The 25,959-nt window shown below is 46.6% G+C and carries 19 protein-coding genes; 13 read left to right on the plus strand and 6 right to left on the minus strand.

Features of this window, described 5'->3' with window-relative positions; genetic code table 11:
• The first annotated feature begins 23 nt into the window (after positions 1 to 23).
• The 10 genes from ACUUJN_RS01690 to ACUUJN_RS01735 all read left to right on the plus strand — a co-directional run bounded on the left by ACUUJN_RS01690 (position 24) and on the right by ACUUJN_RS01735 (position 11,859).
• A complete protein-coding gene (locus ACUUJN_RS01690) occupies positions 24 to 209 on the plus strand; it encodes a CLI_3235 family bacteriocin precursor (protein ID WP_080710748.1) in 186 nt (61 codons plus the stop codon).
• Between the two features lie 71 nt (positions 210 to 280).
• Entirely contained in the window at positions 281 to 1,735 is a 1,455-nt protein-coding gene (gene ccpM, locus ACUUJN_RS01695; protein WP_484669199.1) for a Cys-rich peptide radical SAM maturase CcpM, read from the plus strand.
• Positions 1,736 to 1,746: 11 nt separating this feature from the next.
• Complete coding sequence (locus tag ACUUJN_RS01700) at positions 1,747 to 2,871, plus strand: TIGR04066 family peptide maturation system protein (RefSeq protein WP_028541962.1); 1,125 nt, start codon at positions 1,747 to 1,749, stop codon at positions 2,869 to 2,871.
• A 13-nt stretch (positions 2,872 to 2,884) separates the two neighbouring features.
• Complete coding sequence (locus ACUUJN_RS01705; protein WP_484669200.1) at positions 2,885 to 3,160, plus strand: peptide maturation system acyl carrier-related protein; 276 nt, start codon at positions 2,885 to 2,887, stop codon at positions 3,158 to 3,160.
• Positions 3,161 to 3,283: 123 nt separating this feature from the next.
• Positions 3,284 to 4,066, plus strand: a complete 783-nt coding sequence (locus tag ACUUJN_RS01710) for a hypothetical protein (protein ID WP_028541963.1) — start codon at positions 3,284 to 3,286, stop codon at positions 4,064 to 4,066.
• 148 nt (positions 4,067 to 4,214) lie between these two features.
• Positions 4,215 to 5,801, plus strand: a complete 1,587-nt coding sequence (locus tag ACUUJN_RS01715; protein WP_484669201.1) for a S8 family serine peptidase — start codon at positions 4,215 to 4,217, stop codon at positions 5,799 to 5,801.
• A gap of 306 nt (positions 5,802 to 6,107) precedes the next feature.
• Positions 6,108 to 7,622 carry an arabinosylfuranosidase ArfA gene (arfA, locus tag ACUUJN_RS01720; RefSeq protein ID WP_025723872.1) on the plus strand — a complete coding sequence of 505 codons (1,515 nt, stop codon included), beginning with the start codon at positions 6,108 to 6,110 and terminating at the stop codon, positions 7,620 to 7,622.
• A 420-nt stretch (positions 7,623 to 8,042) separates the two neighbouring features.
• Positions 8,043 to 9,938 (plus strand): HSP90 family protein, encoded by a 1,896-nt coding sequence (locus ACUUJN_RS01725; RefSeq protein WP_028541965.1) that lies wholly within the window; start codon positions 8,043 to 8,045, stop codon positions 9,936 to 9,938.
• 24 nt (positions 9,939 to 9,962) lie between these two features.
• Positions 9,963 to 11,024 (plus strand): hypothetical protein, encoded by a 1,062-nt coding sequence (locus tag ACUUJN_RS01730; protein WP_023986633.1) that lies wholly within the window; start codon positions 9,963 to 9,965, stop codon positions 11,022 to 11,024.
• 88 nt (positions 11,025 to 11,112) lie between these two features.
• Positions 11,113 to 11,859, plus strand: coding sequence for a glycerophosphodiester phosphodiesterase (locus ACUUJN_RS01735; protein WP_069080765.1), 747 nt, complete (start codon positions 11,113 to 11,115; stop codon positions 11,857 to 11,859).
• Positions 11,860 to 12,026: 167 nt separating this feature from the next.
• Here ACUUJN_RS01735 and ACUUJN_RS01740 read toward each other — a convergent pair whose 3' ends face one another.
• The 5 genes from ACUUJN_RS01740 to ACUUJN_RS01760 form a co-directional block, all read right to left on the minus strand.
• Positions 12,027 to 12,854 carry a class I SAM-dependent methyltransferase gene (locus tag ACUUJN_RS01740; protein WP_071559451.1) on the minus strand — a complete coding sequence of 276 codons (828 nt, stop codon included), beginning with the start codon at positions 12,852 to 12,854 and terminating at the stop codon, positions 12,027 to 12,029.
• A 144-nt stretch (positions 12,855 to 12,998) separates the two neighbouring features.
• Positions 12,999 to 13,880 carry a UTP--glucose-1-phosphate uridylyltransferase GalU gene (gene galU / locus ACUUJN_RS01745; RefSeq protein WP_023986636.1) on the minus strand — a complete coding sequence of 294 codons (882 nt, stop codon included), beginning with the start codon at positions 13,878 to 13,880 and terminating at the stop codon, positions 12,999 to 13,001.
• Positions 13,877 to 14,299 (minus strand): GtrA family protein, encoded by a 423-nt coding sequence (locus ACUUJN_RS01750; protein WP_023986637.1) that lies wholly within the window; start codon positions 14,297 to 14,299, stop codon positions 13,877 to 13,879. Before ACUUJN_RS01750 ends, galU begins: the two co-directional genes overlap by 4 nt.
• A 3-nt stretch (positions 14,300 to 14,302) precedes the next feature.
• Positions 14,303 to 15,394, minus strand: a complete 1,092-nt coding sequence (locus ACUUJN_RS01755) for a glycosyltransferase family 2 protein (RefSeq protein ID WP_160788965.1) — start codon at positions 15,392 to 15,394, stop codon at positions 14,303 to 14,305.
• Positions 15,395 to 15,411: 17 nt separating this feature from the next.
• Positions 15,412 to 17,763 carry a glycosyltransferase family 39 protein gene (locus tag ACUUJN_RS01760; RefSeq protein ID WP_484669202.1) on the minus strand — a complete coding sequence of 784 codons (2,352 nt, stop codon included), beginning with the start codon at positions 17,761 to 17,763 and terminating at the stop codon, positions 15,412 to 15,414.
• 288 nt (positions 17,764 to 18,051) lie between these two features.
• Between ACUUJN_RS01760 and ACUUJN_RS01765 the strand changes: the two genes are divergently transcribed.
• Positions 18,052 to 18,738 (plus strand): response regulator transcription factor, encoded by a 687-nt coding sequence (locus ACUUJN_RS01765; RefSeq protein ID WP_013308395.1) that lies wholly within the window; start codon positions 18,052 to 18,054, stop codon positions 18,736 to 18,738.
• Positions 18,735 to 20,225: a sensor histidine kinase gene (locus tag ACUUJN_RS01770; protein ID WP_484669203.1), complete on the plus strand. Its 1,491-nt coding sequence runs from the start codon at positions 18,735 to 18,737 to the stop codon at positions 20,223 to 20,225. Before ACUUJN_RS01765 ends, ACUUJN_RS01770 begins: the two co-directional genes overlap by 4 nt.
• An 83-nt stretch (positions 20,226 to 20,308) precedes the next feature.
• Here ACUUJN_RS01770 and ACUUJN_RS01775 read toward each other — a convergent pair whose 3' ends face one another.
• Complete coding sequence (locus tag ACUUJN_RS01775) at positions 20,309 to 24,601, minus strand: S8 family serine peptidase (protein WP_484669204.1); 4,293 nt, start codon at positions 24,599 to 24,601, stop codon at positions 20,309 to 20,311.
• Positions 24,602 to 24,963: 362 nt separating this feature from the next.
• On the opposite strand from ACUUJN_RS01775, the gene ACUUJN_RS01780 reads away from it, so the two are divergent.
• On the plus strand, positions 24,964 to 25,899 hold the full coding sequence (locus ACUUJN_RS01780) for a manganese-dependent inorganic pyrophosphatase (RefSeq protein ID WP_269321404.1): 936 nt from the start codon (positions 24,964 to 24,966) through the stop codon (positions 25,897 to 25,899).
• The last annotated feature ends 60 nt before the right edge of the window (positions 25,900 to 25,959 follow it).

The raw sequence follows: 25,959 nt of genomic DNA on the forward strand, positions 1-25,959 counted from the left end.
ATGAATGGGAGGAGTAGTTTAACATGCGTAAGCTTGTGAAAAGAAGCGCGAATGTAGGCGACACGATTGAGGCATTTGGCTGTGGTTGTTCCTGTTACTGTCCTTGCTCCTGTTATTGCGCAGGCAGTCTGACTCGAAGCTCCAATACATCGCGAGAAAGTGACGGTTCTTATCGCAGAGATAATGGAACTGGAATTGGTAATTATTAAGCTTGTACCTGTATGGAGGAGCCTGGACATTCCAGGCTTCTGTCCACATCAAAACAGAGTAGGTGTGAATCATGAACGTGTGCCAACCCTTTATATACACATTTCAAACGAGACTCCACCATTATGTATATGATGTAAATACCAACTTGATCTTGCGGATTAAAGAGGAGGCCTACCATTTTCTGAATTCGCATTCCAGCTTCGACCTGGATCAGATGGAGGCTACACCGGAATTGCAGCAGTATATCCGTGACTTGTTGGATAACGGATTTTTATCTTCACAGCGTCCGCAGATTATGAATCATCCCAAGACAAAGCACCTGGAGCATATGCTTCAGCATCAGCTGAAGACCCTCACCTTACAGGTAACTCAAAATTGCAATCTTAGATGCTCTTACTGCGTTTATTCAGGAGGATATGACAATCGAGGTCATACCAGTCTGATGATGGATTTTGAGACAGCGCGCAAGTGTATTGATTTTGTCATTGATAGGTCAGTAGACAGTGACCGTTTGGATTTTGGTTTTTATGGGGGAGAGCCGCTTATTAATTTTCCGTTGGTCAAGAAGTGTGTGGAATATATCAAAGAGCAGGTAGCGTATAGAGATGTAGGCTTTCATTTGACGACCAATGGTACGCTGCTTAATGAAGATATTTTGGCCTTTCTGGATGAACATCGTTTTGTGCTTACGATCAGTCTGGACGGAGATCAAGAGAATCATGACAGAAACAGACGATTTGCTGTTAACGGGCGGGGCACCTTCGATACGATTATTGCCAATGTGGATAAAATTAAGAGAAATTACCCGGACCTCTTTGAATGGATTAATTTTAATGTGGTGCTGGATACCCGTAATGATTTTGGTTGTATCAATGATTTTTATACGAATTATGAAACCTTCGAAAGCCTGTACAGTGTAAGGTCGTCCTACATTAACGATGCTTATGTGAAGGATGAAATTTTGTACAGAAATGAATTTATTGAGCAGAGAGGCTATGAGGTAGTTAAAATGATGCTTTCCAAGTTTGGAAGAGTAGATGAAAATCATGTCTCCAAGCTGATTAAGGACTATTATATTCAGATGTATTTCCGAATGTTTCATTATAGAAAGCCTTCTGCGGGAATGCCGATAGAAGCGCATCATGGTGGACCCTGTGTGCCTGGTGTACAGCGATTGTTTGCGGATGTGCATGGAAATCTGTATCCATGTGAACGGGTCAGTGAGCAGTCGGAGGTGGTGCAGATTGGAAAAGTGGACACAGGCTTTGAAGTGGATAAAATCAGCCAGATTTTGAATGTAGGGACAATCACGGAGGATGCATGTAAAAACTGTTGGAATTTCCGTTTTTGTACGCTGTGTGTTGCTGTAGCAGATGATTTGCATACCTTGTCCAAAGAAAAGAAGCTGAGTCATTGTTCGGTAGTCAAAAATGATATTAGGCACACCTTACTTGATTATTGCATGATGAATGAGCTGGGCTATGATTTCTCCGAGGATACGATTCTCGATTTTGAAAAAGCATGAGGGGTGTCTCCATGACCAATAAATTAATCATTTTTCCGTTTGATTATGAAACGATAGCCCTGGTTAGGAACTTGAATCTATTAGGAAGTTATGAGGAAGTTGTACTTATTTCTTTTCAAGGGTCGGGTATGATCGGGAAAGATGCCTGTGTAACGGACAAGGGGGAAGTGACAGGCTTCATAGTGAAGCCAGAGTCTTGTTTGGAGCAAGAAATGGAGCGTTGTGATGCCATATTACTGGTGAAATCCAATTTCAAGCTGGATGTAGCTGAGGTGTATCTTCCCGTGATCCAGAAGGCTGGACAACTTGGCAAAAAAGTCATGTGTAATTTCACTTTGCCAGACTCATGTATGGAATTCATCGAACCCTGTGAGGAGCAAGATGACAAGCTGATTTTAAAAAATACATTTGATGTACGCACGAAAGATATTTTACCGCCTGACCCGGGCTCTGTTATTCATGATTTTTTTACACCGGTTCTGTTTGTATTAGGACTGAACGAGCGAACACATAAGCTTAATTTGCAGCTTAACCTTCGGCAGAAGCTTGAAGCACAAGGATATCGGGTGTCGCAAATCACATCTAATGGATGCGGGGAGCTGATTGGTGCACATTCTTTTCCACAGTTTATGTTTGAGAGCGGTATGACGGAAACCCAGAAGATTATCATGTTTAATCGGTATTTGAAAAAAATAGAGCAGAGCGAAAAGCCTGATCTAATACTCGTGGGCATTCCAGGTGGGATTGTTCCCTTTAACAATACGTTCACGAATTATTTTGGAGTAACCTCATTTTTGGTATCCCGCGCTGTTAGAGCGGATGGCCTAATCTGTTGTCTTCACTATGATGAATACAATATAAAATATTTGGAGCATGTGAAACAGTACATGGAAAACCGTTTTTCCTCTTCATTATTAGGATATGCCATATGTAACAATGTATTCGACAGTTACTCTTCTTCCACAGTCAATATGCAATATGCATCTGTTGATCATCGTTTCGTGGAAGAGAAAAAGCAGGAGTTTTCCAATTATTCCGTGCCTGTACTCCATCTGTCCAACGATGAAGATATGAATAGGCTGACGAAGGATATTTTACATTATTTTTCGGTTGATCATCACGTAGTTCAGTTGTAATGGAGGGAAGAACATGAACTTTACTCAGGATGTAACGGGAACAGGAATGAAACTGGAAAATATATTTTGGATGCTTTTTAAAATAAAAGCGGGTGAGATAAATAAAGAGGCTACATTACTGGGTCCTGATATGGGGTTGTTCCCCAGAGATCTGGTATATCTATTATTTGAAGTGGAAAAAAGCTTTGCTATTCTAATTTCGGAAGAGCGTATAGTGGGAGGGGGGTTGCTTACATATAACAGCTTGTATGAGACGATAAAGGACTGCTTAACAGTGGAAAAGGGATGAAGGATTTGTGAAAATGATGATAAAACATACAAAAACATACAAAAAAATCCGATATACCTCTAGAATCACTTATTTCAGGATTTTTGAAAAATCCTCATTTAGAAGAGAATTGGAGGTTTTAGGATGAATGTATCATTTACATCATCTCACCAATCGCCGTTCCGCACCGCAGATAACAACCGACTTGAACTACGGCATTCCCTTTCCGCTCAGGCTGAAAGGAAGGGTATAGGCAAGCCACAAAACAAGGTTATTCAACAATTGACAGAGCAAAAGCAAAGTTTGATGGAGAGGCGTTCGGACTATTTAAGTAATGCTCTCAAGCGTGGTCTCGGTCCGGAAGCTGTAAAAGCTGAAATGGAAGAGATAGATAAGCAGATTCAGCAAATTGACGAGAACATTCAAAAGCAGTCACTGGAAGAGCAAAAAAAGGCTTTAGGCATGGATGAGGAAAGTAAAAAAGAAGCTCAGAAAGGCAAAAAGGAAGAATATACGCCTAAGACTGCTGAGGAGCAGCAGCAAAGATTGATCACCTATACAATGCATAGTGTTGTATCTGCAAACAATGAGTTGAAGAGTGCCAAAATAGCCAAAACGGCACAAATCACATTGGGAAGCGAGGCTAAGGGGTGGGAAAACGCTAACCCTGCAAAATCAGCGGCTTTGCGTGAAAAGGCAGAAGGACTTAATGGAAAGATCATGGAAATCGCTGCGAATATTAATGAGCGTATCAGCGAAGCGGTGAATAACGAACCGATGATTACAGATCGGGTTGAACCTAAGGATGAGCAGGAGGCGAATGCAGAGGCAGACAGGGTGTGGACTGAACAAGAGCTCAATGCCTATCTAGACTCGGCTAAAGACGGGGCGAAGACTGCAGGCACGAAGGTAAATATTGCAGTCTGATCCGGCTATCATGTACATGGTTCGCTAAATTAGGAGGGTGCTTTCAGACGAACGCTATCGTTCGCAGAGGCACCCTCCGCTTACTCTAATGGAACGGAACAGAGCCGTGAGATTCATTTCACAATCCGAAGAGACAGGGGGAGAAAAAATGAATGGCAAGATCCATGTAGCCATTATTGACGACGGGGTTAATGCTGGCTTTTTAAACACCCAATTATTATATAACGTCGAAATAGCTCATGGAGACGTAGAAGATGAACGTACCTTAAATCACGGTACGCTATGTGCTGCTATTGTACAAACGTATTTTCCAGATGCGATCATTAGCAGTGTGAAAATAATGAACGATAGAAAAGGAAATGCAACTCAGCTTTGTGCCGCGCTGGATTGGTGTGTAAAGCATGATGTGCAGGTAGCCAATATCAGCCTGGGGAGTATAAATTATCGAGATCGAAGCATGCTGCGGGAAGCTGTAAATGATGCAGCTATGGCAGGATTAGTTATGGTATGTGCTGCACAAAACGGAGGACTTATTACTTATCCGGCCTCTTTTGCTAATGTGATTGGTGTGCGCTGCGATCATAGCGGTATACTCACAGCAGGGCAATATACATATGATGCTGAGAAAGCATTCTCAAGTGGTATCGATTTTACCGCTTTTGCCAAGCATGAGCTGATAGGTGCAGCTGGAGAGGCTGTACAATGTCCCAACAGCAATAGCTATGCCACTCCATTCGTTACAGCACAGGTATGTAAAGTTTTGCAGAAGTCCAAGCGTGTTCCTTCCATAGAAAAGCTAAAACATATTTTACATAAGTATAGTTATCATCCGCTACAGGATACCATAATCCCCGTAATGCGTTACGGACATCCGGATTGGATACGGCGCGCCTATGTGTTTATAGAGGATTGTGCAATTAGTTCGAAAGCACCCTATTATTTTCAGACCCAATGTGAAGCTCAACTCCCTGGCGACAAAATTGCTGCGATCTTCGAACGAGCCATCCTGCGGGAGCGAGAACAACAGGACACAGCGCTCGAAGGTGGACAACGGGTATACGGCCTTACAGATACGATTGTCTTGCTAGGGGAAATGGAGCCAGTGAGTTTGCAGGAAGTGGAGCAATTGGCTTCACGTTATGGAAAAAATGTCGTCTATATTTCTAAAAATCAACGACATATCCCCGCACTGAATTTTTCGTCTTGCTATTTGCGCTGGTGGCAGCAAGAGGGGGGGCTCTTTATGACGCGGGAGAAGGCAATCGCAATAGAGGATTCTCGCATTCCGCTTATTTGTATTTATTATGACAAGGGCATTGACATTATTTATTTTTTGCATGAGTTGAGAGGGGAATTTGCCCGGGATGGATATCAAAGCTGGATCGCGGTGGACCAGTCCGCGGCAGTGTTGCATGATATGGAGTATACGCTCCCTTCGGATGCAAGCAATGGATTACAGGAACTGTTATATAATGCGGGTACAATGGCATATAACGCTTATACGGATATTGCTATTTTGTGTGTAGAGGCTACGAATATTACGCATTGCACCAAAGAACGAGTTTTATTAGACGTTGATATTGAGCTTTCTATCCTGGTGAAAGCGGAAACTGAACGCATTTATATATCTATACGGACAGAGCAGGGATATTTGAAAGAAGGGGTCCTCTCGAATTTAAACGTGGGTGATATAGGTGGTATTTATACATATTTAGAACAACTGTTGGTAGACTGATATTCACTATTTAAAACAGACTGCAAGATATGGCAGTAGGCACTACTTTGAACGCATCAGTAATCCGTTATTACTATTTAGCAAAGTGGTTATTCACTCAATAAGTTTGTTTATAAAACGAAATATTTTGAAGTACGTAACCAATTGCTTATCGTTTATCATTAATGTTAATAAATATATTAAGTATTTAATAATAATGTTGACTATAATAAATATGGTGTGTTATATTAAAACCGTAAATAAAACGGCTTCTTAGTCTTGGTGGTACAACGGATTTTATTTTCGCATTCAGAGAGGATGGTTTAGGTGGCAGCAGCTGTAAAAGCAAAGATGATTGTAGACAAATCTTTTCGTATTGCTGAAGTCGATAAACGCATTTATGGCTCTTTTGTAGAGCATCTCGGGCGTGCCGTATATGGCGGCATTTACGAGCCTACTCATTCAACTAGTGATGAAAGCGGTTTCCGAAATGATGTTAAAGAGTTGGTAAAACAGCTTGATGTTCCTATTATACGCTATCCGGGAGGCAACTTTGTATCCGGTTACAATTGGGAGGACGGTGTCGGCCCTGTCGCGTCCAGACCTAGACAGTTGGAGCTGGCTTGGAGAACGGTCGAGCCGAATGAAGTGGGTACGAATGAATTTTTCAAGTGGGCCAAGGATGTAGGTTCCGAAGTCATGATGGCGGTTAATCTGGGTACGCGCGGAATTGATGCTGCGCGTAATCTGGTGGAATATTGCAACCACACAGGTGGCTCCTATTGGAGTGATCTACGTCGTAGTCACGGTGTAGAGCAACCACATAAGATTAAAACCTGGTGTCTTGGTAACGAGATGGATGGCCCATGGCAAATTGGCCACAAGACAGCAGAAGAATATGGTCGTCTGGCTGTAGAATCTGCAAAAGCCATGAAGCTGATCGATCCTGACATTGAGCTTGTATCCTGTGGCAGCTCCAGTTCTACGATGCCAACGTTCCCGGAATGGGAAGCAACCACGCTGGATCATACCTATGAGGTAGCCGACTATATTTCCTTGCACCAATACTACGGAAATCATGACAATGATACGGCTAATTATCTGGCACGCTCTATGGATATGGATCATTTTATTCATACGGTCATTTCGACTTGTGACTATATCAAAGCAAAGAAACGCAGCAAGAAAAAAATGATGCTCAGCTTTGACGAATGGAACGTGTGGTATCACTCCAATGATGCGGACAAAAAAATTGATCCGTGGTCTGTGGCACCACCGCAGCTTGAGGATATCTATAACTTTGAGGATGCATTGTTGGTGGGCAGCATGTTGATTACGTTCCTGCGCCACGCGGATCGTGTGAAAATGGCTTGCCTCGCCCAACTGGTCAATGTTATTGCGCCAATCATGACCGAGAATAACGGAAAGGCGTGGAAACAAACGATTTTCTATCCGTATCTGCATGCCTCCCGTTATGGTCGTGGGGTATCGCTGATGCCTGTCGTAGATTCGGAAAAATACGATTCCAAGGACTTCACAGACATTCCTTATCTGGACAGCGCTGTAGTTTATGATGAAGAGGGAGACGCACTGACTGTCTTTGCAGTGAACCGTCATTTGTCTGAATCGCTGGAGTTGACAGTAGATGTACGCAGTTTTGAAGGCTACCGCATTGTCGAGCATACTGTATTGGAGCATGATGATCTTAAAGCGACCAACAGTCCAGCCGGTGAAAAAGTTACGCCTCACAACGGCGGCAACGCCAAGCTTGAAGACGGAATTGTAAAAGCTCATTTGGGCAAAGCATCGTGGAACGTTATCCGTCTTGCTAAGTCCCATTAATTCTCTTCTGTAAAAGGTAGAGCTTCGACTGTATCTAAATAAGCTCGCATTCTCTCTTGTAAGAGTATTACAAGAGCGGCAATGCGAGCTTTTTGCGTAAAATGAGCCATTTGTCCCTCCATAGATATAGGTTTCTAAGAGAAGGGTAGATTTTAAATAAATATTATGTTTATTACTAAATTTAACTAGACAAAGATGACCTTTATTCACTAAGTGCTCGTACTCCGTACATTTTTATGAAGTTAATTAGACCCAGTTCCAGACTTCCTAGGTGAAAAAAGACCCTGTTATATCGTTGTCAACGTATTGATATCTGAAATGCAGGGTGTGTAATCCGACTTAAATCCACGTTATACTTTAAAAGATAGTCTATTTAAATCCAAATGGTGGTTGTAGCATTTCGAGAAAGGAATGATCTGTATGAGTCAGACAGACCAATATCGTTTTCAAGTGAACTTGGGCGGTATGATTGATATTTTGGCCAATCATTTATATAGCAGTCCACGAGTGTTTATACGTGAGGTTCTGCAAAATGCAACAGATGCGATCACGGCTCGCAAGGAGCTGCGGAAGGTTGTTGCTGAAAGTAAAGTACTGAAAGAAGACAAGGCTCTTGGAGATACAGCTTCTGAGAGTAACGACTATGAAGGTAAAGTCATCGTGGAGTTATCTGGTTCTGGGGAGCATCAGGTATTGATGATTCAGGATAACGGCATTGGATTGTCAGAAGAAGACATTCACCGTTTTTTGTCGATTATCGGTCAGTCTTCCAAGAAGGGAGCCGATTTGCTGGCTTCTGAGACTTCGTTTATCGGACGCTTTGGGATTGGGTTACTATCCTGCTTTATGGTGAGCGATGAAATTGTAGTGCTGACCCGCTCGGTGAAGGAAGGCATCTCCATGGAATGGAGAGGGAAGCCGGATGGGACGTATACGATTCGTCGATTGGAAACCGAGCTGCCTGTAGGGACGCAAATTTATTTGCGCTGCAAGCCGGGAAGTGAGTTTTATTATGAGCCAGCGCACGTAGAGGAGTCTTTAATCTATTATGGTGCGTTGCTGCCGTATCCGGTCATGCTGTCTGTAGACGGGGACACCAAGCGCGTCAATCTTCCATCGACGAGCTGGATGCAGGATCCCGAACAATTGCGGAGTCGCCGTAGTGAGGTGCTGGATTTAGGCTATCGCCTGATGGGCGAGCGCTTCAGTGATTTTATACCGTTGCGGACGGCATCGGGCAGAACAGGCGGGATTGCATTCATTTTGCCTCGCAGTGTTAATCTGAACAGCAAGCGGCTGCATCGGGTGTACCTGAAGCATATGCTGGTGTCGGACAAGGCGGAAAATGTTTTGCCGGAATGGGCATTCTTCATTAAAAGCCTAATTTGGACAGATGAGTTGCAACCAACGGCATCACGTGAGTATTTTTATGAAAATGAACAGCTTGACGATGTTCGTTCTGAACTGGGGACCTGTATTCGGGAAGAACTGCTACGCATGGCGCAGTATGAGCCAGACCGCTTGCAGCACTGGATTCGTTTGCATGAGCTGTCTATGAAGGCGCTCGCCGTGGAGGATGATGAATTTTTGCGGATAATGTACCGTTGGTTTTCCTTCGAAAGTACATTTGGGCGGCGTGAGCTGAGTGAACTGATCCGAGAGGCGGACGGACGTCCACTGCATTACACATCGACAGTAGATGAGTATCGTCAGATTACGCATGTGGCGGCGGCGCAATCCATGTTGGTGATCAATGGCGGCTATATTTATGATTCAGACATTTTGGAAAAGCTGCATTGGATTGACTCTAACCTACAAACAGAGCGTCTTAGCCCTGAGGAAGTATCTCTTTCATTTACCGGGCTAACACAGGAAGAACGCGAGAATTATTACGGTGTGCTACGTGTCATGGATGCTGCTTTGCAGCCGATGCGTTGCCGCGCTGAGTTGAAGCGTTTTGAGCCTGCGAGTTTGCCAGTGTTGTATACCATTTCTCAGGATGCACTGACCTTGCGCTCCATGGAAAACACGGTTGAGGAGACAACCTCACTTTTTTCCAATGTGCTTGATAGTCTGAAAGCAGGAGTCCAGCAGAATTCGGGTTATTCCACCTTATACTTTAATCTGAACAACCCAGTGGTGGCGCGGATTCTTGAAGCTACCGATACGCAGATGGTCACGGCTGCTACAGAAATGATGTATGTGAATGCGCTTATGATGGGGCACTACCCGATGAACCGCAGTGAGTTGGGACTGATGAATCGGAGTGTACTACATTTTATCAATTGGGGATTAGGGAACGGACAAAATTCGTAATTGCGTAATTATAGGGGGAGCCAAATGGAAGATACGATATATGATTTGATGGAGCAGGCGCAGGATCTGCCCGGAGGGGCGGCAAAGCTGGCGATTCTGGAAGAAGCAGTTCGCTTGGCAGATACTTCCGGATTGAAGGAACTCGCTTATGAAATCCGGGGAGAGATTGTAGACTGCGCTATTTTTAACGGATATCCATTGAAGTCGCTGATTGCTTTTTCGTGGCAGTTGGGCCAATTTGATCAAAATCCAGAGGAATACGACGCAGATGAGCTGTTGTGGAATTACAAATGGATACTCGGGAAGGTGTGCAGCTTTTCCAATATATCGAAGACTCAAATAGAAGATCTGGCGGAGGATATGCGCAGACGTTATGCCGAATACGGGTATAATGAGCGTCCATATTACTATTATAAGTTCCGCATCGCGATGGACATGGGTGAACTGGATGAAGCACGGCGGTATCTGGATACCTTCCGCTTGATTGAGTCGGACAGTATGAGTGATTGTGAGGCCTGTGAGCAGAGCCAGATGGTACGGTTCTATTACTTGACTGGAGAAAACGAGCAGGCGCTTGCCGTGGCAAAACCGATTTTGTCGGGACGGATGAAATGTGCAGAAGTACCACATGTGACGCTCTCGCAGGTGCTGTTGCCGCTTTATCGTCAAGGCGAGGTTGATCAGGCAAAGGACAATCATCGCAAAGGCTATCGCCTAATTCGGGATGACCGCGACTTCCTGAAAACGATAGCGGAGCATATCGAATATCTGGCGGTTGCTGATCCGATTCAAGGAATCGAAGTGGTAGAGCGTCATCTACATATGGCGCTAGACTATGAGAGCGGGCTGGAGCAGATGTATTTTTACGCGACGATGGTGAGTCTGCTACAAAAGTTGGATACTTCGGGAGAAAAACGATTGATCCGGTTGCCGGCTTCCTTGGAATGGGGTAAAGAGGATCGCACATTGACAGAAATCATTGCGTATTTTAGGCCACTGGCAGAGTCAGCGGCGGCTGATTTTGATCGACGGAACGGGAATACGTTTTATTCCGATTGGATCGGGAAAATTGTTCAAACGGCATAGAAGAAGTGTTAGCTGTGACGAATATTTTATACAGCCCAAACAATGAGCAGGTATAATGTTCCTGTGAAATGACAGGAGGGGTTATGTTGTGACTGTAACCGAAAAGGTGATTAATTTCGCACACCGCGGAGCTTCAGGTGTATGTCCTGAGAATACGATGGCGGCATTCCGCCACGCCTTGGAACTGGGAGCAACAGGTATAGAAACGGATGTGCAGCGTACCCAAGATGGGCATCTGGTGCTGATTCACGATGAGTCGCTGGAGCGTACGACAGGTTGCTCACTGGATGTAAGGGATATTACGCTGGAAGAATTAAATAAACTGGATGCGGGCGGTTGGTTTGATGAGAAATTCCGAGGTGAGCGGGTCCCGATGTTGGATGAGCTACTGGAACTAGCCCAGTCCTCGAATACAATTATTAATTTGGAGTTGAAAAACAGCATTTATCTCTATCCGGGTATGGAGGAAGAGGTCATTGCTGCCGTGAAGCGTTTTGGGTTGGAACAGCGTGTAATCATATCCAGCTTCAATCACGAATCGCTGGCGCTCTGTGCGCAGCTTGCTCCTGAAATCAAGACGGGGGCGCTGTATATCGAAATTATGGTTCGTCCATCCGAGTATGCAACCCAATTCGGGGTAACAGCACTCCATGCCTACAAACAAGTTGTTACGCCAGAAGCTGTATCAGAGGCTTTGGCATTAGGCGTCGTATACCACCCATGGACGGTGAATGAGCCAGAAGAAATGAAGCGTCTGCTGGAGGCCGGGGTGAACGGCATCATCACGGACTATCCTGACCGGTTGGCGCACTTATTGGCTGTTCGCTCTTCCTAAGTCGAAGACACATTGGAACTGTGACTAAGGGTTTGCAAGGATATGACTGTGGCTATTTATTGAAGCAAAATAGACTCTCCTGTACGCACTCGTTTTTACGAGGCGAGGGAGAGTCTTTTTTGCCCTAAGCCGAAGAGCGTATCATCCACGATGACCTTGATTCCTTTCTACTTGATGCCGAGCCGCATACGATAGCTGAACAGGATGTCTAGTGTTCTGCCCTGAAAATGATTCTCTACCAGCTTCACGAAGCGGGCTATATCGACGTCAAGCGCTCGATTGCCAAGTTTGAAGAGACTTTGAATACCCCCTTGGCTTAGAGCGAGCCCTGTATAACGAGCTGCGTCACACTGCTCACGGTTATGGAAGACAATCTCCCGGGTATATCGGAATTGTCCGCTGCGGTGCAGATTAGCTAAATGCTGATCCTTGCTCCATTTATGAGCTTGTTGCTCTACTGGGGCTTCCTGTTCCAAAAGGGTATCCGCTTTGGTGATAAGCTCTGTATAAGCTTGCTCTATCTGCCATTGCAGCACCGGAGGCCAGTCACAGTCAAAGGCCGCGAACACGCCGCCCTGAGCCAAGACCCTGCCCGCTTCCTGAAGCGTGCTCTCGGGGTCCATCCAGTGAAAGGATTGAGAGCAGGTGATGACGTCTACAGTTCCGTCCTCAAAGGGCAGGTTGTTGGAGAACCCGCTTTTGAAGGAAATGGTTCCTGCCCTTGTCGTTCCTGCCGTCTCCAGCTTGTGCTGCGCTTTTCCTCTCATGTCCGGGTTAGGCTCGATACCGACGATTTGCCGAGCGGCGTTTTCCCATATGAAAGTTGAAAGTCCTGTACCGCAGCCAATATCGGCAACTAGCTCTACGTTTCGCTCCAGATAGCGGCTGATGATTTCCACGACGAGTGACGGTGCTTCCGGGCGGTGCTGATCGTAGTTGTCGGCAAAACCGTTGAAACGATCCACATTACTTTGCAGATTTCCTTCAGGGATCATGGGTTCTTTTCCTCCTTAGTATCGACCGGGCGGCCGTGTAGACTCAAATGCTGCTGTACTCCTATAGTGTACAATTTTACATGTTCATCCATCTACTCTCGTGATTTCACAGCACCCGTCGGATTTCGGAGGGAGGAAATCCCCCTATTTTATCATTGAAGCAAGCGCCCACTCGCGCATCATGGAGTCAAGCATTGGACGCAAATCTTCGCGTTGCATACCCATGTGGAGCACGGCTTCCAGATATCCAGCTTTATCTCCAATATCATAACGTGTGCCTTCCAGTTCTAATGCGAGCAGTTGGTTCTGCAACGCTACTTGATGAAGAGCATCCGTCAATTGGTATTCACCGCCCGCTCCAGTGGACAGGTTTTCCAATATAGAGAAAATGGAAGGCTCTAATACATACCGACCAATGACTGCCTGCCGCGAAGGGGCATCTGCCGGAGATGGTTTTTCAACAAGTCCGCCGACTTCGTGAATGAGACCGTTCTGGTGAGTGGAGTCAATAATGCCGTATTTACTCACATCTTGTTCTTCCACTGTGCGCACGCCGACCACTTGCTTGCCAGTCGCTTCGTAAACATCCATCATTTGACGAATCGCCGGGGTGGAGGAATTCATAATATCATCGCCCAGCAACACGGCAAAGGGCTCATCGCCAATGAACTGACGAGCGCAGCTTACCGCGTGTCCCAAGCCGAGGGGTTCTTTTTGACGGATATAGTGAATGACTGCTTTACCCCCGATGCTTTGAACTTCACGTAGGAGATCATATTTACCTTTGCTCTCCAGTACCTGCTCCAATTCCACAGACTTGTCAAAATGATCCTCGATGGCTTTTTTATTACGCCCCGTTACGATAATGATGCTCTCAATTCCGGACTTGATGGCTTCTTCTACGATATATTGAATAGCCGGCTTGTCTACGATGGGAAGCATCTCTTTCGGTAAAGCTTTCGTAGCTGGTAGAAAACGGGTTCCTAATCCGGCGGCTGGAATAACAGCTTTTGTAATTTTTCTCATAGAAACTCACTTTCCTTTCGGGATGGGGAACCGAATACCCAGTATCGGCTCCCGATATAATTGATGATCATTCCGGCTGCGGTCGCGATCAGCTTGCCTAAAGCAAGCGGCAACTCGGTTCCAGTGTGAAGCACTTGCAGTAATAAGGAGGTTATCCCCAATACGATGAGGTTAATGATGATGAATTTAGGTAATTGACCCTTATTAGTGTTGTTTGATAGTTGTTTGTTGAATGTCCATTTGCTGTTCAAAATATAACTGTTAGCTGTGCCGCAGCTGTACGAAATGACCTGCGCTACAATGACCGGCACTCCGCCCCAAGCCAGCAGCATAAAAATGATATAATCTACACCCGTATTCACCAGACCTACGATGCCAAATCGGATCATAGGAAGCAGCTGGGCCATGCGACTTTTCATGGGTTAGGCTCCATGACCGGATTTGGGTCCGGTATATACCGCACTGTTGCCGCGCACTGTGCGTCCTGTCGAAATCAGGCTCTCACGGGCTCCTTTCATGTACAGGGAGTCACGGGGTTCAGGGACTTTCATAGCATGCGTCGGACCGTTTTCGTATTGTCCACCCAGATGCTCACGGACAATGTAAAGCGGACGTGCTTTGGTTTCGTCATAAATGCGTCCAACATATTCACCCATAATACCGAGAATGATCAGGATCACCCCGTCGAAGATCAGGCTGATGCTGATCATAGACGACCAGCCCTTCATCACATAGGAGTCGGTGAAAAAGTTGAGAAACAGTACGTACATCAGATACAGGAAGCCGGACATGGATAGAAGTGCACCGATATACCCTGCCAGCTTGAGCGGTTTAATCGAAAAGGATGTGATCCCGTCCAGACTGAGCTTGATCATTCGTTTCAACGGATATTTGGTTTCGCCTGCGAGCCGCTCGTCGCGCTCATATTCTACAGCAGTTTGTTTGAAACCGATCCAGCTGACCAGTCCACGAACGAATCGGTTATTTTCCGGTAGCCGTTTCAATTCTTCTATGACCTTGCGATCCATTAGGCGGAAGTCCCCGGTGTCGACCGGGATATTAATATCCGTTGATGCTTTAAGTACACGGTAGAAGAGGCTGGCAGACCATTTCTTGAAGCGAGTCTCGCCATTGCGTTTGAGTCGTTTGGCGTAGACCACTTCATAGCCTTCCTTCCACTTGTTAGCCATCTCAACAATCAGTTCCGGCGGGTCCTGGAGGTCGGCGTCAATGACGACGACCGCCTCCCCCACCGCATAATCCATCCCGGCAGTAATCGCTAGCTGATGACCAAAATTGCGAGAGAAATCAATCAATACAATGGTGTCATCTCTGAGACTGAATTCCTTGATCAATTGGACGCTGCGGTCCGAACTTCCATCATTTACGAAGATCAGCTCGTAGGGCTCACCCATCGAGCCCATAACTTGTTTCAGCCTCCGGTAGGTTTCCGTAATAACGGCTTCCTCGTTGTACATCGGAATAACTATGGAATAACGGATGGGTTCACTCATTCGTAGTTCCTCCTCATTTATAATGTGATTTCGTATAAAGTACCGCTTCCGCCACGTTCGTCTCCGCCAGGGCCACCTTGACCATCCTGGGCGTTCGCATTGCTGTTCGTGGTGTCGCTTCCGCTCTCAGTTGCTTTAACGTCTGTACTTGTTTCGCCTGTTGTTGTTTTCCATTCATCTGTAGGAATCACTTTGCCGTGTTCTTTGATCCATGCAGTGACTTCAGAGTTACCGCCGTCTGGTCCGCCACCTCCACCAGAAATCATGAAGTACTTCACTTGGCCGCTTTCGACCAGCGCCTTGATTTTATCGACGGTATAGACTGGATCGGAAGATACAAAACCGTTCATAATAATTACTTTTTGTCCGGCCTCGACCAGGTAAGGAGCAGCCGTTGAATAATTACTTGCTGCAAAAAGGTAGGTTTCACCTGTGTTATTTTTTTGCAAGTAGCTCAACGTTTTTTGATCTAAACTTTGGCTACCGTTGGGTCCCCCCATTCCTCTGGAACGGGTAGAAGATTTTTGTTCCGTGTCTGTACTTGTTTGTGTGCCTGAAGTATTACCGTCAGGGCTGGAATTCTCTGCATTATTGGTCTGGTTATTCGTTTGAGTTCCTTCGGCTTGTTGTCCATTGGCGCTCTGACCTCTATTGCGATCATTGCCGCCCGGCATTCCGCCACCACCACCGCCAAATTGAGTGGGTCCGGCTTGTGGAATCATGCTGTTCCCCCCGTAGATGATCGGTGTCAATGCCCAGTACGCAGGACCGATAAACATAGCGAGTACACTTGCAATAATGGCGAATCTTGTGAACTTCTCAGATTTCATTCGTGCTACTATCAGCAGCACCGTGCCGACGATCCCTAAGATCAATACCGCGATGGACCAGCCGCTGCCAATGGTATCGTTGTAATTTTGCAAAACAAACCAGCTAAATACCGAGGTTGCCAATACTGCTGCGGGTAACAGCCAGGAGAGCCAGTTGGAACGCTCACGATACTGCTTCCACAATTCTACGAATCCTGCTCCAAAGAGCGCTGCAATTGGTGGCGCGAGCATAATCAGGTAATAATGATGAAAGAATCCTGCTACGCTGAAAAACGCAGCTACGGGAATCAACCAGGCCAGCCAGAAGATGACCTCTTTGTGTTTTTGTGTGATATTACGACGTCGAATGCTTGCAAGCAGACCGATGGAAGCAATCAATGCGAATGGAAGCAGCCAGCTGGCTTGACCTGACAGGGAAGATTGGAACAACCGCAAAGGTCCTTTTTCGCCAGTGCCGAACATGCCGCCACCGGAATTTTCTCCCGGTCCACCGCCTGGACCACCCTGGCCACCTTGCCCGTCTCCAGGACCACCTTGTCCGTTGCCGCCAAATCCACCCGGTGGCATTTGACCACCTGCACCGAATCCGCCTGCTGCCATGTTGTTGGCACCAGAGTCATCCGTAGTGGTAGTGCTGTCCGATGTTGTAGTCGTCTGAGCTTGATCTGTGTTCGTATTGCTGCTATTCGTTGTAGCGTTATTGTTCCGATCCGTGCGTTCACCGCCACGATTGCCACCTGTACCCTGATCTCCTGTCAGACGGGACAGGCCGTTATAACCAAAGGCCAAATTCAGCACAGAGTTCGTACCGCTACTCCCCATATAAGGGCGTTCATCTGCCGGAGTGGAGTCCACTACGACTGCCCAGGAGAGCGATACGATCAGGAGGACAACTACTGATCCTACCAGTGTTACTGCTTTTCGCTTCCAGTTAAACTTGGAGGCCAACAGATAGAACAGACCCAATGCGGGAACGATCATATAGGCTTGCAACATTTTTTCGTTAAAGGCGATGCCTACGACTGCGAAAGCAGCAAGGATCAGCCCGGTTTTGCTATTTCTAATGCCTCTGAACAATAGCCATGTTGCGAGCAACAGTGTGAAAACCAACATAGCGTCGATGTTATTCGTGCGGCTAACCGCTACGGCTATCGGTGTCGTTGCCATAGCGAAGGCGGCCGATCGTGCGGCTATCGTACCAAAGCTCGGTTTGACGAGTAAGTAAACGAGCAAGACTGATCCGACCTGAGCCAGCGCTTGTGGCAAGATAACGCTCCATCCGTGAAGCCCGAATATATAGGCGCTCAGTGTCTGAATCCAGAAAACCACAGGCGGTTTGTCTACCGTTACCGATCCGGCAGAATCAAGTGAGGCGAAAAAGAAGTTGTGGAAGCTCTGTAGCATGCTTGCTACGGCTGTCGTATAGTAGGTGTTTACATATTTGTCTTGCCAGATGTTGTATCCGTTCAAAAATGCGGATATCAGCATAATGATGATCAGGGGGATGTCCGCCCTGGTCTTAAACCATTTCTTAATCATGTTCATTCCACTCCCTGTGAAAATTCTTTGTATTTATTCCGTTGTTCTAGCCGCTATCTTCAGGACTGCGGAATGACCAGTCGCTTCTGATCTTGGCCCGGTGAACTACCGGCTTGCTATTATCATGCCATACGTACCTTAATGGGTTCTGAGCGCTCCCTGAACGTTAGCTGAAAGCTGAGCAGAGGTACTTTTTTTGCGACAGGATTCAGGTATATTAGATACAGGTAAAAAATGAACTGACTTTTTTATGAGAAAAATGCGGCAACATGAAAGGGAAGATTAATAATGAATCCAATACACGGAGTTAAAATTATGCTGGCAGATGATGAGCCTCATATTTTGCAATTTTTAGAGCTTGGACTGATTAATGAAGGATATGAAGTCAGAACCGCCGAGAACGGGAGTAAAGCGCTCGATTTGGCAAGAGAGTTTCGTCCGCATGTAGCGGTGCTGGATGTGATGATGCCGGAAATGAACGGTTTTGAGGTGTGCCAAAGTCTCAAGGAGACGGAGGATAACATCGCGGTCATTATGCTGACCGCCAAGGATGATGTAGACGATCGGGTAAAGGGATTAAAACTCGGCGCGGATGATTATGTCGTAAAGCCCTTCAGTTTTAATGAGCTGCTGGCTCGCATTGAAGCACGCTTGCGCAATCAGTTCCCCGATCTGCTGGGGGAGGTTGTTCACGGCCCCTTTCAAGTGGATGATCGACGCAAGGAAATTCGTTATCAGAGTCAGGTGCTGGAGCTGTCGCCTACCGAATATGAACTATTGAAGTTTCTGGTGCTTAATCACGGGATTGTGCTGAGTAAAAGTCGTATTCTGGACCGGGTATGGGGGTACGATTTTGGGGGAGAGGATAATATTGTTGAGGTGTACATTCGCTCCTTACGTGAAAAACTCAAAGACAAGGAGCACCGGGTCATTCGTACGCTACGCGGTGTGGGCTACCGGGTGGATCTGCTATGAAGGCGGGCGGGAAAAGTCGGAGAAAATATGCGCTTCGTTCTCTCCGGTCCCAGCTTTTGGCCAGAACGTTACTCATTTTGGCTTTGCTGCTCGTATTGATTGGTTTTCTACAATATTTTCTGATGAAAGATTTTCTGTATCGCAGTCGGGCAGAAGCTATGGATACGCAGTTGAATTCGATTCCTGCCGATTTATTGATTAAGGATTCGCAGGAGCAGGGTGGGGTAACCGCTCCCCAAGAACAAACCAATCGGAGGAATAATCGACCGGGGCCGTTTTTGTTCTGGCCGGATATGTCGCTCGCTTCTATAGATACAGACGGCACTTTCCAGAGCTTGTCCAACGAAAACGGACTTAAGCCGCCACGTCTCACCACTGAGCAATATCATGCAATGCAGCAGAGCAAACGCATGCGCCACGGCTATCAATTAATCACGGATGCTCAGGGGAAAGAGCAACTGGTTGTATTCCGTCCGCTCGGTCCACCTGACCGTTCGTCCGGTTTACTTCAAATGGGCGTATCCACGACTTCTATGCAAGAGCAATTGATTAACCAGCTCCGCACCTTTATTTTATTGTCTCTGATTGCGCTTGCGATTGGGTTGGCGCTTATGCTTCCTGTGCTGCGCCGCACGTTGGTGCCCCTTTCCAGGATGGTCGAGGCAGTCAAACGTATTGATGCGGGCAATCTGGCCGAACGCTTTGACTCAGAGCAAGGGCAGTATGAGGTGGATCGTTTGGCGGTTTCATTTAACGGGATGCTGGAACGGCTGGAGCATTCTTTTGCTGCCGAACGAGAATTGCAGATGCAGATGAGACGATTTATTGCGGATGCTTCCCATGAACTGCGCACCCCGCTCACGTCTATTCACGGCTTCTTGGAAGTGCTGCTTCGTGGGGCGGCATCTAATCCGAAGCAGCTTCTGTCGGCACTAGAAAGTATGTATGGTGAATCCAAGCGGATGAATAAACTTGTCTCTGATTTACTATTGTTGGCTAAGCTGGATCGAACACCGGAGTTGAAGCTGGAAGACATATCACTAGATGCGTTGCTGCTGGAAATGAAACCGCAGCTCCTTATGCTGGCAGGTACACGTAAAGTGGTTTTTGATATGACGGCAGGTATACGGATATTGGCAGAGGGGGATAAAATCAAGCAGGTAGTGCTCAACTTGTTTCACAATGCTGTTCAGCATACCGATTTGGAAAGAGGTGTGATCCAGGTAAACCTGTCTGCAGGTAAGAAGTTGGTGGATATCCAAATTCGTGATAACGGACCAGGCATGAGTAAAGAACAGCTGGAGCGGATATTTGAGCGTTTTTATCGTGGAGATGAATCGCGTACACGTAGCTCAGGCGGGGCGGGCCTTGGTCTGGCCATTACACAGTCTATCGTAGAAGCACACGGCGGGAACATTACGGCCGAAAGCACACCGGGAACGGGAAGTGTATTCAAAGTAACGTTACCTTTAGCGGGAACAGTATAGTATTTAAGATTATGGCGTAACATAAAAATAGCCCCCCGAACCGCAGCTTTGGTTATAACACGGCTCGGGAGGCTTTTCTATTGTTAGTTAATCAGCGAAGCTTTCTGTAAAAGCACATGCAGCACCTTGGCAGATGCCTCACGGGTTGTAGGTGCATTCGGCTGGAAGTAGGAGGAGCCTTTAATCGCTTCTCCGTTGATGATACCTGCTGCACTTACTTTTTCAATACTGTCCTTGGCATAGCCTGCAAAGGATGAAGCATCATGGTACGGTGTACGTGCAGGGCCATCGACTGCTGCTTTGATTTGAAGCAGATCTACAGCTTTACCCAGCACGACAGCAATTTCTTGACGACTGATATTAGCGTTCGGATCAAACTTGTCGCTGCTGCGACCCGTAATCAATCCAGCTTCATAAGCGGCTGCTACATCGCCGGAGTACCAACTACCTGCCGGGATATCACTGAATGGTGCAGCAGTACCCGGTGTCAGGCCGAGTGCCCGAGTTACCAGGGCTGCAAATTCTGCACGTGTCACGTTCTTCTTCGGTGAGAAAGTCGTTTCGGTCGTGCCGTTAATCAGCAACTTGTTCGCCAGCGATTGAATTTCGGATTGGGCATACGACGATGAAATATCTTCAAAGCTAACGGGACGTGTCGCCGCTGCATACGTCGAGAAGCCCGGTCGGCTTACCTTGACGACGGTAGATCCATCAGCCTGCTTGGTGAAGACGGATGGAACGGGATAGACATTTCCGTTTGCCGTATAAAGTACACCGGCTGTATTGGAATCAATTTGACCAGGTACGGTAAAGGATCTGCTTATGAACTGTCCTGGAGCAACTTTGAGCGATTGACTCTTGCCACCAGTGACAACATTAGCTTCAAACCCTACCGGGGTGCCGATCACATTGGAGCCTTTCAGCTTACTTGTAAAAGTGCCACTCGCCTCTCTCTGGCTGCTGATTATCACTTCAATGCCTGCACCAGCAGGAACATTTTTCAGAGCGGATACTGGCAAAGCCAAAGAAGAGCCTGTATTGCTTACAATCAAGCTGCTTCCTGCTGCAGCCTTGCCCAACGTTACCAGTTGTGTGGAAGTGAGCGATGCTTTCGTCGTTTGGCCTGCTTGGCTAGTAGCCGACAGTACAATAGCTGTCGGGCTGGAACCTGCTGCTGTCACGGCACCCTGTAAATCTGCCTCGGTTACTGTCAGCGACTGTACATTATTGTTCAATGCAACGGCTGTAGTGACAGTTTTAACAGCCTGCCCTTGTTTCACAACGCTTTGAAGTGAAGGTGCAGATGTAGAGACAGGAGTGGATGTGTTCGTTGCAGCAGAAGGTGTAGTATTGCTTCTGCCGCCACCTCCACCACCGCTGCCTCCAACACTACCGCTGGATGCGGCGCTATTATCCACACGGATAGCTTTAGTGGCGGTGAAGAGTTTAGGACCGTCGGTATTGCGTACGACTTCGCCGTCTTTATTCAGTTCTGGAGAACTGACTTCCAGCTTGTATACGCCGTCCTTCAAATGCTGAATCACGGGCTGACCGTTAGCATCCAGAACAGGTTTTCCATTGTCATCTAATTCGACGTAACTTCCGTCAATATCCTTGAAGGAATATGCGCCTTGTTTGAGGCGAGCGTTGGCTCCTTGTTCTTTTGAAGTCGTAATGCCGTCAATAAGACCAATTAATTTATCATCAACGCCGTATACATAAAGCGCGATCTGGTTGGTTTTATCTGTGGTCAGGCGGAATGCCAAATCTGTTGAGCGTTGAGCACCTGTACGACTCGGATAAATAATCGGGTTGGTGACACTCAAGTCCTGCAAGCCGAAGCCAGTTGTTGGATTTTCTTTGCCTACATGAACGACGAACGGCAGATGAAGTGTTGGCAGTCCGGCGCTTTTCAGAATAACTTCCCCTTCATATACACCTGTGGCTGCACCTGAATTTGGTTGTACAGACAGGAAGAACGGTTGCGATTTACCCGGTTCTGCCGAGATTGCTCCATTCGCGCCCACACCTTGCAACTGAACGGCAATGTTGCTCACGTCAGGTGTAGCAATCGGCTTAGTTGGATCAGAGGTTACATTATCATGTAAAACGGTGCTGGCTTCATATTGCACAGTGTTAGCCGACAAGTTTTTGAGTTGAAGCTGAATCTGCTTCGCATCACTACCAGGTCGTAACACCCCGAAGCTGGCGGAAGGATTGTAATTCACAACCTCCTGCCGATTAAAGTTTTTGTCGAGAATCGTAATCTTTTCGACGGTTTCCAGCAGGGCTGGCGTCTGAATCGCATTAGCGATGTTTACAAGGCCTGCACCTTGGGAATACACATCATATTGGATTTTATCCTCATCAAAGAGTGTAACCGAAGTGTTTGCCAGAGCAGCGCGGATATCAAACGGTGTCCAGTTTGGATGCTGTTGCTTCAGCAGCACAGCAAGTCCAGCCACATGCGGAGACGCCATACTTGTACCGTTGCTGCGTTTGTAGGCTTGCTCATAAGATGCATCCGGATAGAACTTGGCGAAGGCAGGGTAGGTTGATAAAATGCCCACACCCGGTGCGCTCACATCCGGCTTGATGCTGAGTAGTTCATCTCCGTTCGGTCCACGGGAGCTGAAACCGGCCATCGTATCGCCTGCATTATCTGTACGAATATAATCTGCCCCAAAGGAGACGGAGAACTTCTCTCCAGCATTGTCCACAAGTTGTTTAGCCAGCGCGCGCCCTTCCTTACCTTTCATGTCAAAGGTCGGAATAAAGTCAAAGCTGTCACCCAAATTGGAATTTACGTAGTCATTACGACCTGAAATACTTTCCCCTAAATCAGCTTTGGTGATGTCGCCCGCTTTCGTATTCCCATTAAAAACGATTACAGCCTTCGCACCGTTTTCTTTCGCATTTGCGATTTTATCCACGAATGCCAAGTTGCCGCGTGAAACGAGGACTATTTTTCCTGCTACGTCTTTCCCTTCAAAATCATCAGGTTGCCCCAGATTCGCATATACGAGCTCATAAGGGGCAGTTCCCAAAATGGAGGCAAAGTCTTCTCTGCCTGTCTCCCAGCCCATCAAATTAAAATCATAATGTACATAAGCATCATCAGTTACGGTCTTTTTCAATTCACCGTTAGCCTCCCAATAGGAGTCACGGGTGACCGAAGCTGTACCCGAGAAGCTTTTGCTCGGCGAAGTGGCTGCACCGACGGAAATCGCCAACTGTGATGTTGCGGGAGAACCCATGGAATAAAAATAGGGGCCTTCCTGTGCCGCATTACCATTCGCTATGACCGCGACTACGCCGGAAAGTACAGCATTATTAATAGCAATGGAGTCGGGGGAGTTCGGATCCTTTTCGGAATCCGAGCCCAGCGACAGGTTAATGACGTTCATACCATCTTTGACAGCGCGTTCAATGCCATCAATGACCTGTGCGGAGGAACCGGAGGAGCGTCCCGTCTTGGTATTGCGTCCAAGCACTTTATACACGTATAAGTCCGATTTATAGGCAATACCCTTTTGCACAATATCCGAGGATTTATTTGCGGCTTTACCGGCAATTGTGCCGGAGACGTGAGTACCATGTGTCGTTCCGCTAAAACCTGTGCCGTATGGGTCATTTTCTTTTTCAAGGAACGGTTCCTCGTAAGGGTCGTTGTCTTGTTCAAAAGAGTCATATCCGCCTTTATAGGCTTCTTTCAAATCCGGATGCTCATAATCGATACCAGTATCAATAACCCCGACCTTGATTCCCTCGCCATTCAATCCTTTGGCCCAGGCTTCAGGAACACCAATCTGGTCCAGCGGTGCGTTATCATAAGTGGCTCCACTAGCTGTAAGTGTTGGCGGGTCCTGTACGGGGATGGAATAATACGTTTTGTTTTCATGAATGGATTTTACACCTGGCAGTTTAGCCAGTTCTGGAATCTTATTGGCTGGTAGTGTGACCTCCAAGCCGTTAAGCACCGTGTTGTACTGGTAATTCACCTGAAGAGAAATACCATGCTCAGCGGCTTGGTCTACGAACGTAGTTTGCTCGGTGGCAATCGCGGATTCCGCTTTTTGCTCAGATTGAGCTGTGAAAGCTTGGAAGCCTGAACGTGCCGCATACTTGTCCACGGCTAAGGGCTCACCATCAAGCTGTACGATGACTCTGACCTGGCGGGAAGAATCGGTGCTTAGCTCTGGCGAAATGAAGGCCGGAGCCGCCTCAATAGTCAATGCTTGCTGAGCTTCCAAAAATGAGTTGATTTGCAGATCTGCGGTAGCAGCAGAACTGACAGACGGCAGAGACAAGCTTACCGTCAAGGCAAGAGCGAGTGATACGACAGGTATTTTTTGCAAAATGATCGGCTTTTTCAAAGATTTCCCTCTTTTCAATCAAAATATGATATGTCTACATACTAGGATTTGAAGCCACTGCCGTTGTTCTCACGCCTCCCTTAATATCTAAAATAATAGAATTGACCACTGGTGACTAACTTGCCAGTTTTGAGGCATATCTTACCATATTGGTGGGATATATTACTATATGTTTTTTATATTTTTAGAAAAAATAAGGGTAACATCACATATAGATTCCATGGAAATGTTATGAATTTACTAGATTATTTTTGAAAACAATCGAAGGGGAATGGGAGAATGCGAGATTTAATGATATAATCTGCATTGGAATTGTTGAGGTTTCACAATCATGTAAAATGCCTAAGGCAAAGGAGTCGATTATGTTGGCAAAAACATTGATTTTCGGGCATAAAAATCCGGATACGGATACCATTTGCTCAGCTATTGCTTATGCAGACTTAAAAACCAAACTGGGCGCGGACGTAGAGCCGGTTCGTCTGGGCGAGGTGAACGGGGAAACGCAGTATGCACTGGATTATTTCAAAGTGAGCGCGCCACGTCTAGTTGAGCAGGTTGCTGCTGAAACGGACAACGTCATTTTGGTCGATCATAATGAGCGCCAGCAAAGCGCCGCTGATATTGACAAAGTACGTGTAACTGAAGTCATCGACCATCACCGGATCGCTAACTTTGAAACAAGCCAGCCGTTATACTTCCGCGCTGAGCCAGTGGGTTGCACAGCCACCATTTTGAACAAGCTCTACAAGGAAAATGGTGTAGCGATTCCGAAAGAAATCGCAGGTCTAATGTTGTCCGCGATTATTTCCGATTCCCTGTTGTTCAAATCCCCAACCTGCACGGATCAAGACGTGGCTGCTGCTCGTGAACTGGCTGAAATTGCTGGTGTGGATGCAGATCGTTACGGATTTGACTTGCTTAAAGCGGGGGCTGATTTGAGTGGTCACACCATTGAACAGTTAGTAAGTCTGGATGCCAAAGAATTTCAGATGAATGGTCGCAAAGTGGAAATTGCTCAAGTGAACGCAGTAGACGTCAACGATGTGCTATCGCGTCAAGCTGACCTAGAAGTTGCATTATCCCAAACCATTGAGGCCAAAAATCTCGATCTGTTCCTGTTCGTTGTAACAGACATTGTGAACAGTGATTCCATTGGTATTGCCCTGGGAAGCCAAGCACAAGCGGTTGAGAAAGCCTATAATGTACAGTTGGATGACAACAAGGCTGTTCTAAAAGGCGTTGTATCGCGAAAATCGCAAATTGTGCCTGTATTGACTGACGCTTTTAACAGTTTGTAAGGATAAAAAATAAGCCTCCTGAACCCCTGCATAATGGCAGTGGAAGCAGGAGGCTTATTT

This window comes from Paenibacillus sp. LRG-1 (genome assembly GCF_057220305.1).

Bases quoted from the DNA above. Each gene is read 5' to 3' on its own strand.
- ACUUJN_RS01690 (WP_080710748.1), top strand. From the start codon at position 24: ATGCGTAAGCTTGTGAAAAGAAGCGCGAATGTAGGCGACACGATTGAG.
- ccpM (WP_484669199.1), top strand. From the start codon at position 281: ATGAACGTGTGCCAACCCTTTATATACACATTTCAAACGAGACTCCAC.
- ACUUJN_RS01700 (WP_028541962.1), top strand. From the start codon at position 1,747: ATGACCAATAAATTAATCATTTTTCCGTTTGATTATGAAACGATAGCC.
- ACUUJN_RS01705 (WP_484669200.1), top strand. From the start codon at position 2,885: ATGAACTTTACTCAGGATGTAACGGGAACAGGAATGAAACTGGAAAAT.
- ACUUJN_RS01710 (WP_028541963.1), top strand. From the start codon at position 3,284: ATGAATGTATCATTTACATCATCTCACCAATCGCCGTTCCGCACCGCA.
- ACUUJN_RS01715 (WP_484669201.1), top strand. From the start codon at position 4,215: ATGAATGGCAAGATCCATGTAGCCATTATTGACGACGGGGTTAATGCT.
- ACUUJN_RS01725 (WP_028541965.1), top strand. From the start codon at position 8,043: ATGAGTCAGACAGACCAATATCGTTTTCAAGTGAACTTGGGCGGTATG.
- ACUUJN_RS01730 (WP_023986633.1), top strand. From the start codon at position 9,963: ATGGAAGATACGATATATGATTTGATGGAGCAGGCGCAGGATCTGCCC.
- ACUUJN_RS01740 (WP_071559451.1), bottom strand. From the start codon at position 12,854: ATGATCCCTGAAGGAAATCTGCAAAGTAATGTGGATCGTTTCAACGGT.
- galU (WP_023986636.1), bottom strand. From the start codon at position 13,880: ATGAGAAAAATTACAAAAGCTGTTATTCCAGCCGCCGGATTAGGAACC.
- ACUUJN_RS01750 (WP_023986637.1), bottom strand. From the start codon at position 14,299: ATGAAAAGTCGCATGGCCCAGCTGCTTCCTATGATCCGATTTGGCATC.
- ACUUJN_RS01755 (WP_160788965.1), bottom strand. From the start codon at position 15,394: ATGAGTGAACCCATCCGTTATTCCATAGTTATTCCGATGTACAACGAG.
- ACUUJN_RS01760 (WP_484669202.1), bottom strand. From the start codon at position 17,763: ATGATTAAGAAATGGTTTAAGACCAGGGCGGACATCCCCCTGATCATC.
- ACUUJN_RS01765 (WP_013308395.1), top strand. From the start codon at position 18,052: ATGAATCCAATACACGGAGTTAAAATTATGCTGGCAGATGATGAGCCT.
- ACUUJN_RS01770 (WP_484669203.1), top strand. From the start codon at position 18,735: ATGAAGGCGGGCGGGAAAAGTCGGAGAAAATATGCGCTTCGTTCTCTC.
- ACUUJN_RS01780 (WP_269321404.1), top strand. From the start codon at position 24,964: ATGTTGGCAAAAACATTGATTTTCGGGCATAAAAATCCGGATACGGAT.